Genomic DNA, 3,171 nt, shown 5'->3' with positions numbered 1-3,171 from the left:
TCTGCCTGGCAACGTCCTACTCTCCCGGGGGCTCCCGCCCCAAGTACCATCGGCGCTGGAGGGCTTAACTTCCGTGTTCGGGATGGGAACGGGTGGGTCCCCTCCGCTGTCGTCACCAGACAGATTGTCAAGGGTGGGATGCACCCTGAAAACCGGATCGGAAAAGTGTGCCTGTCACCTTCATCGAGCCACTCAGGAGAAGTCCTCGACCGATTCGTATCCGTCAGCTCAACGTGTTGCCACGCTTACACCCCGGACCGATCTACCTCGTCATCTTCAAGGGGTCTTACCTGGTCGTACCAGTGGGAAATCTCATCTTGAGGGGGGCTTCACGCTTAGATGCTTTCAGCGCTTATCCCTTCCGCACTTGGCTACCCAGCGATGCACCTGGCGGCACAACTGGTACACCAGCGGTGCGTCCGTCCCGGTCCTCTCGTACTAAGGACGGCTCCTCTCAAATTTCCTGCGCCCGTGACGGATAGGGACCGAACTGTCTCACGACGTTCTGAACCCAGCTCGCGTACCGCTTTAATGGGCGAACAGCCCAACCCTTGGGACCGACTTCAGCCCCAGGATGCGATGAGCCGACATCGAGGTGCCAAACCTCCCCGTCGATGTGGACTCTTGGGGGAGATAAGCCTGTTATCCCCGGGGTAGCTTTTATCCGTTGAGCGATGGCCCTTCCACTCGGAACCACCGGATCACTAAGCCCGACTTTCGTCCCTGCTCGACTTGTGGGTCTCGCAGTCAAGCTCCCTTTTGCCTTTACACTCTTCTGCGCGATTTCCAACCGCGCTGAGGGAACCTTGGGGCGCCTCCGTTACCTTTTGGGAGGCGACCGCCCCAGTCAAACTGCCCACCTGACACGGTCCCGCAACCGGATCACGGTTGTCGGTTAGAACCCCGGCACGGTCAGGGTGGTATCCCACGATTGCCTCCACCGAACCTGGCGGCCCGGCTTCCATGGCTCCCACCTATCCTGTACAAACCGTACCAAGATCCAATATCAGGCTGCAGTAAAGCTCCACGGGGTCTTTCCGTCCTGTCACGGGTAATGCGCATCTTCACGCATACTACGATTTCACCGGGTCTCTCGTTGAGACAGCGCCCAAGTCGTTGCGCCTTTCGTGCGGGTCGGAACTTACCCGACAAGGAATTTCGCTACCTTAGGACCGTTATAGTTACGGCCGCCGTTTACTGGGGCTTCGGTTCAGAGCTTCGCTTGATGCTGACCCTTCCCCTTAACCTTCCAGCACCGGGCAGGCGTCAGCCCCTATACTTCGCCTTGCGGCTTCGCAGAGACCTGTGTTTTTGCTAAACAGTCGCTTGGGCCTCTTCACTGCGGCCCCCTCGGGCAGCCCGAAGGCCACCCTGCCGGGGCACCCCTTCTCCCGAAGTTACGGGGTCATTTTGCCGAGTTCCTTAACGAGAGTTTTCCCGCGCGCCTGAGGATTCTCTCCTCGCCTACCTGTGTCGGTTTGCGGTACGGGCACCTTCCGCCTCGCTAGAGGCTTTTCTCGGCAGTGTGGGATCAAAGACTTCGGTACTTATGGTTCCCTCGCCATCACGGCTCAGCCTTTCGAAGGGACGGATTTGCCTGCCCCTTCAGCCTCACCGCTTGGACGCGCATTTCCAACCGCGCGATCTCCTACCCTCCTGCGTCCCCCCGTCGCTCAAACGGCGGAAGGTGGTACAGGAATCTCCACCTGTTGCCCATCGCCTACGCCTTTCGGCCTCGGCTTAGGTCCCGACTTACCCTGAGCGGACGAACCTTCCTCAGGAACCCTTAGGCTTTCGGCGGAGGGGATTCTCACCCCTCTTTTCGTTACTCACACCGGCATTCTCACTCCCCAGCGCTCCACCGCACCTCCCGGTGCGACTTCAACGCCCTGGGGACGCTCCCCTACCTCCGGCACTCCAAGCTTGGAGTGCCGGACCGCAGCTTCGGTGGCGTGTTTGAGCCCCGTTACATTTTCGGCGCAGAGTCACTTGACCAGTGAGCTATTACGCACTCTTTGAATGATGGCTGCTTCTAAGCCAACATCCTGGTTGTCTCGGCAACTCCACATCCTTTTCCACTGAACACGCACTTGGGGACCTTAGCTGGCGGTCCGGGCTGTTTCCCTCTCGACTGCGGATCTTAGCACTCGCAGTCTGACTCCCGACCATCAAGTCCACGGCATTCGGAGTTTGACTGAGTTCGGTAACCCGGGATGGGCCCCTAGCCCAATCAGTGCTCTACCTCCGCGACTCTTCCTGTCGAGGCTAGCCCTAAAGCTATTTCGGGGAGAACCAGCTATCTCCGGGTTCGATTGGCATTTCACCCCTACCCACACCTCATCCCCTGGTTTTTCAACACCAGTGGGTTCGGGCCTCCATTGAGTGTTACCTCAACTTCACCCTGGACATGGGTAGATCACCCGGTTTCGGGTCGACGACGACGTACTCCTGCGCCCTCTTCAGACTCGCTTTCGCTTCGGCTCCGGCTTCCCGCCTTAACCTCGCACGCCATCGTCACTCGCCGGTTCATTCTACAAAAGGCACGCCGTCACGCCTCAATGACGCTCCGACTGCTTGTAAGCACACGGTTTCAGGTTCTCTTTCACTCCCCTCCCGGGGTGCTTTTCACCTTTCCCTCACGGTACTGGTTCACTATCGGTCGCCAGGGAGTATTTAGCCTTGGGAGGTGGTCCTCCCGGATTCCCACGGGGTTTCCCGTGTCCCGTGGTACTCGGGGTCCGTCCCGGAGAGCGGGGCGTTTCGGCTACCGGGCTGTTACCGTCTCCGGCGGGCCGTTCCAGGCCACTTCGCCTACGCTCCGCTTTTCTCACTCCATAAGGGACGCCCCACAACCCCGGCCGGACAGGCCGGCCGGTTTGGGCTGTTCCCGTTTCGCTCGCCGCTACTCGGGGAATCGCGTTTGCTTTCTTCTCCTCGGGGTACTAAGATGTTTCAGTTCCCCCGGTCTGCCTCTACCTGCCCTATGGGTTCAGGCAGGAGTACCGGCGGTTGACCGCCGGTGGGTTGCCCCATTCGGAAATCCCCGGATCCATGCCTGCTTACGGCTCCCCGGGGCATATCGGTGTTCGCCCCGTCCTTCATCGGCTCCTGGCGCCAAGGCATCCACCGTGCGCTCTTACTAACTTCTCCTCAGTTGCTCCGGTGATATGC

At 59.7% G+C, this 3,171-nt stretch carries 2 rRNA genes; both read right to left on the bottom strand.

What is annotated here, in order from left to right:
* Positions 1-3: 3 nt before the first annotated feature.
* Positions 4-120, bottom strand: a 5S ribosomal RNA gene (rrf, locus tag C8P63_RS18535).
* 73 nt (positions 121-193) lie between these two features.
* Positions 194-3,150, bottom strand: a 23S ribosomal RNA gene (locus C8P63_RS18530).
* Positions 3,151-3,171: the final 21 nt, after the last annotated feature.

This window comes from Melghirimyces profundicolus (genome assembly GCF_003054245.1).
Taxonomy (GTDB): domain Bacteria; phylum Bacillota; class Bacilli; order Thermoactinomycetales; family DSM-45169; genus Melghirimyces; species Melghirimyces profundicolus.
The sequence above is the reverse complement of the archived record's forward strand: the minus strand, read 5'-3'. Positions and strand labels throughout refer to the sequence as shown.